The organism is Lentzea aerocolonigenes (assembly GCF_000955955.1).
Taxonomy (GTDB): Bacteria; Actinomycetota; Actinomycetes; order Mycobacteriales; family Pseudonocardiaceae; genus Lentzea; species Lentzea aerocolonigenes_A.
The window spans coordinates 1-4042 of the sequence record NZ_JYJG01000157.1; the positions used below are offsets into that span (position 1 = coordinate 1).

Consider the following 4042-nt stretch of genomic DNA (forward strand, 5'->3'; position numbering starts at 1 on the left):
CGGAGTTGGTGGTACTTGCAGACGTCTTTCAGGGGGTGCGGAGGGTGGCGAGCGCGCGCTCGGTTTCCCAGAAGGCGCGCATCGACTTGATCAGGCCGTTCTCGTCGACGTGGTAGACGAAGACTCCCTCGGTGTCCACGCGTGCGCCGCCTGGCAGGAACGCGGAGATGGTGCCCACGTTCGCGCACTCGGACCCGGCCGCGAACGAGTCGTGCATCGCGAACTCGAAGCGTTCGACGTTGGCGATCGCCAGGTCCCAGAACGCGGCGATCGCCTCCTTGCCGTGATGGCCCTTGCCCTCGGCGTCGAACATCGACGGGCCGACGGGATCCTCGACCACGGCGTCCTCGGCGAACAACGCCAGCCAGGCCTCCTTGGCGCCGCTCGACACCGCCTCCATCGACCGCCACGAAGCCACCCGCGCGGGCGTCTCGGTGCGCGATGCCTTCCAGGTCACTGCCGTCACGCGAACTCTCCGATCACTTCGTCGGCGAAGCGCCGAAGTCCGTCCTTCTTGGCCTGAAGGGTGCCGTCGAAGCCGACGCCGTAGAACAGCCACGGCACCACGATCACGTCGGTCACGCCGATCTCGTCGAGTTGCCGGTAGCCGTCGAGCCCGAACCTGTCGATGCACACGGCCTGGATCTCGAACGGCCGCTCGAACGCGCCCAGGTCGGTCAGCTGGGCGATCACCGACTGCAGGTCGGCGAACTTGATCATCGCCGACGTCCAGCCGTCACCGACCCTGGCCGCGCGCTTCAACGCGGCGGGGGAGTGGCCGCCCACGTAGAACGGCACGGGCGACGTTGGCGCCGGCGACATCTGCAGGCGGTCGAAGTCGAAGTAGTCGCCGTGGTACTCGACCATCCCGCCGCCCAGCACGAGTTTCAGGATGTCGATCATCTCGTCGACCCGCGGCCCGCGGTTCTTGTAGGGAGCGCCGCACCACTCGAACTCCTCTGGCGACCAACCAAGACCGACGCCGAGCCCGAAGCGGTTCCCGGTCATGTGCGCGACCGAACCGACCTGGCGTGCCAGCAGCAACGGGTTGCGCGAGCCCAGCTTCAGGACCTGCGTGTAGAAGTGGATGCGCGTCGTCACGGCACCCATCGCGGCGGCGGCCACGAACGGGTCAACCCACGGCGTCTCGGCGTTCCACATGCGCGAGCCGTCGGGCGTGTAGGGGTAGTCGGCGGACACCTTCTCCGAGAAGAAGAGCGAGTCCGGCAGCGCGATCGAGGCGTAACCGCACTCCTCGGCGCACTGGGCGAGCTCGGTCAGCTGGTCGAGCGGGCTCATGGCGATGCCAACGGTGAACTTCACGGCTTCTCCGATCCGACGACCCACATGGCGAAGAACTGCGAACCACCGCCGTACGCGTGGCCCAGGGCGACCCGCGCGCCGTCCACCTGGTGCTCACCGGCGGTGCCCATGACCTGCATGGCGGCCTCCGCGAACCGCAGCAGCCCGGAAGCGCCGATCGGGTTGGACGAGAGCACGCCGCCGCTCGGGTTGACCGGGAGCCGGCCGCCGATCTCGGTCTCGCCCGCCTCGGTGAGCTTCCAGCCCTGCCCGATGTCGGTGAAGCCCAGGTTCTCGAGCCACATCGGCTCGAACCAGGAGAACGGCACGTAGATCTCGGCCGCGTCCACTTCGGACAGCGGATCGGTGATCCCCGCCTGCTTCCACAACGCACGTGCCGCGTCCCGGCCCGCTTGCGGATTGACCTGGTCGCGACCGGCGAACGTGGTGGGCTCGGTGCGCATCGCGGTCGCGCGGATCCACGCGGCAGGACCCGAGGTCGGCTCAGCGGAGATCACGACCGCGCAGGCGCCGTCGGAGGACGGACAGGTCTCGTCGTACCGGATCGGGTCCCACAACATCGTGGACGCTCGAACCGATTCGACGGTGATGTCCGGCTGTTTGAGGTGCGCGTACGGATTCATTGAACCGTTTCGACGGTCCTTGGCCGCCACCATCGCACCGATGTGCTCGGGTGCGCCCGCGCGGCGGATGTATGCGCGGACGTGCGGGGCGAAGTAGCCGCCCGCGCCCGCGTGCACCGGCATGGTGAACGGGGTCGGCACGGACAAGGCCCACATCGCGTTCGACTCGGACTGCTTCTCGAACGCCACGGCCAGCACGCGGTCGTGCACGCCGGACTGGACGAGCGAGGCGGCGACGTTGCCGGTGCTGCCGCCGACCGAACCCGCGGTGTGCACGCGCAGCAACGGTTTCCCGACCGCGCCCAGCGCATCCGCGAGGAACAGTTCGGGCATCATGACGCCCTCGAACAGGTCCGGTGCCTTGCCGAGGACCACCGCGTCGATGTCGGACCAGTCCACGCCCGCATCGGCCATCGCACGGTCGATCGCCTCACGGCACAGCCCGGCCATGGAGACGTCGAGGCGCTTTGCGGCGTGGTGGGTTTGGCCGGTGCCGACCACGGCTGCAGGTCGCATCAGTCCCGCCCTTCCATCACACACACGAGGTTCTGCTGAAGCAGCGGTCCACTCGTCGCATGTCCCAGCACCTTCGATGCCGATCCGTCGTGCACCCGCCGGGCCGCCTCACCGATCCGGGCCAGACCGGCCGCGAACATCGGATTGCCCGCCAGCACGCCACCTGACGGGTTGACGCTGATGTCCCCGAGGCCAAGTGCCTGGCGCAGCAGGATTTCCTGGTGGGTGAACGGCGCGTGCAGTTCCGCGACCTCGACCCCCTCCGCGCCCGCCGCCTTGCCGGCGGCCACGGTGGAAGGCGAGGTCAGCAGGTCGCGAGCGCCGAACGAAGGCGAGTCCACGCGGTGTTCGAACCCGGTGATCCACGCGGGACGTTCGCAGAGTTCCCGCGCACGATCACCAGCGGCCAGCACGATCGTCGCCGCGCCATCGGTGATCGGCGCGCAGTCGTGCCGCCGCAACGGATCCGCGACGTAGTCCGAAGCCAGCAGCTCATCCACGCCGAACGTGCCGGACAGCTGCGCCAGCGGGTTGGACTGCGCAGCGGCTCGACTCTGCGCGGCAACGGAAGCCATCGCGCGCTCGTCCCAGAGCCCGGCCTCGATGCCCATCCGTGCCTGAATGCCTGCCAGGCCGATCGAATCGGGCCACAGCGGCGTCACGACGTAAGGATCGAGCTGCATCGCCATCACGCGGCGGAGCTGACCCGCGGACGACTTCCCGAAGCCGTAGACCAGCGCTGTGTCGACCTCGCCGCAGAGCAGCTTCACCCACGCTTCGTACAAAGCCCAGGCCGCGTCCATCTCGACGTGCGACTCGGCGATCGGCGGGAAGGCGCCGATCGCGTCGACCGCGGAGACGAACGAGAAGGCGCGCCCGGCCAGGTAGTCGGAGGAGCCTGAGCACCAGAACCCGATGTCGGACTTGGTCAGCCCGAGCGAGCCCAGCACCTCGTGGAAGATCGGCACCAGCATCTCGACACCGTTGGTGGTGCCGTCGGTCTCGCGCACGCAAGGCGTCTGTGCGAACCCGACTACTGCGATGTCACGCATCAGGGCCTCACAGGTGCTGGGAGTAGGAGTCGAACGGCGCGTCCGGCTCACCGGAAGGCCTGAAGTGGTCGATGTTCTGCATCGTCGGGCCCCACTCCTCGCGCGGCTTCCACACCGCCTCCACCCGCATGCCCATCCGCACGTCCTCGGGCGCGATGCCGAGCAGCAGGTGCAGGAACGGGATGTCCGCGCCGTCCAGCAGCACGTAGGCCGAGACGTACGGCGGCGGGATGCGCTGGCCCAGGAACGGCACGTTGACCACGCAGAACGTGGTGATCGTGCCGCGGTCCGAAAGCTCGATCTGGTCCGTCGTCGGCACGCCGTCGGTCGGACAGGCGGGCCGCGGCGGGAAGTAGACCTTCGAGCACGACGGGCAGCGCTGCGCGATCAACCGGCCCTCCATCAGGCCGCGCAGGAACGGATCCTCGGTCGGTGACGCGGAGTGCGTGTAGTGCAGGTTCACCGGCGTGATCACCATCGAGACCTCGTCGGCGTCTGCAAGTACCACCAACTCCGAGTTGGTGGTAC

The 4042-nt window shown here is 68.5% G+C and carries 5 protein-coding genes; all 5 read right to left on the bottom strand.

Annotated features, from left to right (window positions below; translation table 11 throughout):
* Positions 1 to 28: 28 nt before the first annotated feature.
* On the bottom strand, positions 29 to 466 hold the full coding sequence (locus UK23_RS22780) for a nuclear transport factor 2 family protein (RefSeq protein WP_045313632.1): 438 nt from the start codon (positions 464 to 466) through the stop codon (positions 29 to 31).
* Positions 463 to 1323, bottom strand: coding sequence for a TIGR03619 family F420-dependent LLM class oxidoreductase (locus UK23_RS22785; RefSeq protein WP_045313633.1), 861 nt, complete (start codon positions 1321 to 1323; stop codon positions 463 to 465). The genes UK23_RS22780 and UK23_RS22785 overlap by 4 nt, the downstream gene beginning before the upstream one ends.
* Positions 1320 to 2462: a thiolase domain-containing protein gene (locus UK23_RS22790; RefSeq protein ID WP_045313634.1), complete on the bottom strand. Its 1143-nt coding sequence runs from the start codon at positions 2460 to 2462 to the stop codon at positions 1320 to 1322. The genes UK23_RS22785 and UK23_RS22790 overlap by 4 nt, the downstream gene beginning before the upstream one ends.
* Entirely contained in the window at positions 2462 to 3514 is a 1053-nt protein-coding gene (locus tag UK23_RS22795; protein WP_045313635.1) for a thiolase domain-containing protein, read from the bottom strand. The genes UK23_RS22790 and UK23_RS22795 overlap by 1 nt, the downstream gene beginning before the upstream one ends.
* Positions 3515 to 3521: 7 nt before the next feature.
* A partial coding sequence (locus UK23_RS22800) for a Zn-ribbon domain-containing OB-fold protein (RefSeq protein ID WP_045313636.1) occupies positions 3522 to 4042 on the bottom strand: 521 nt, incomplete at its 5' end.

What these genes read in the sequence shown, in the direction of transcription:
- UK23_RS22790 (WP_045313634.1), bottom strand. Translation starts at nt 2,462, where the DNA reads ATGCGACCTGCAGCCGTGGTCGGCACCGGCCAAACCCACCACGCCGCA.
- UK23_RS22795 (WP_045313635.1), bottom strand. Translation starts at nt 3,514, where the DNA reads ATGCGTGACATCGCAGTAGTCGGGTTCGCACAGACGCCTTGCGTGCGC.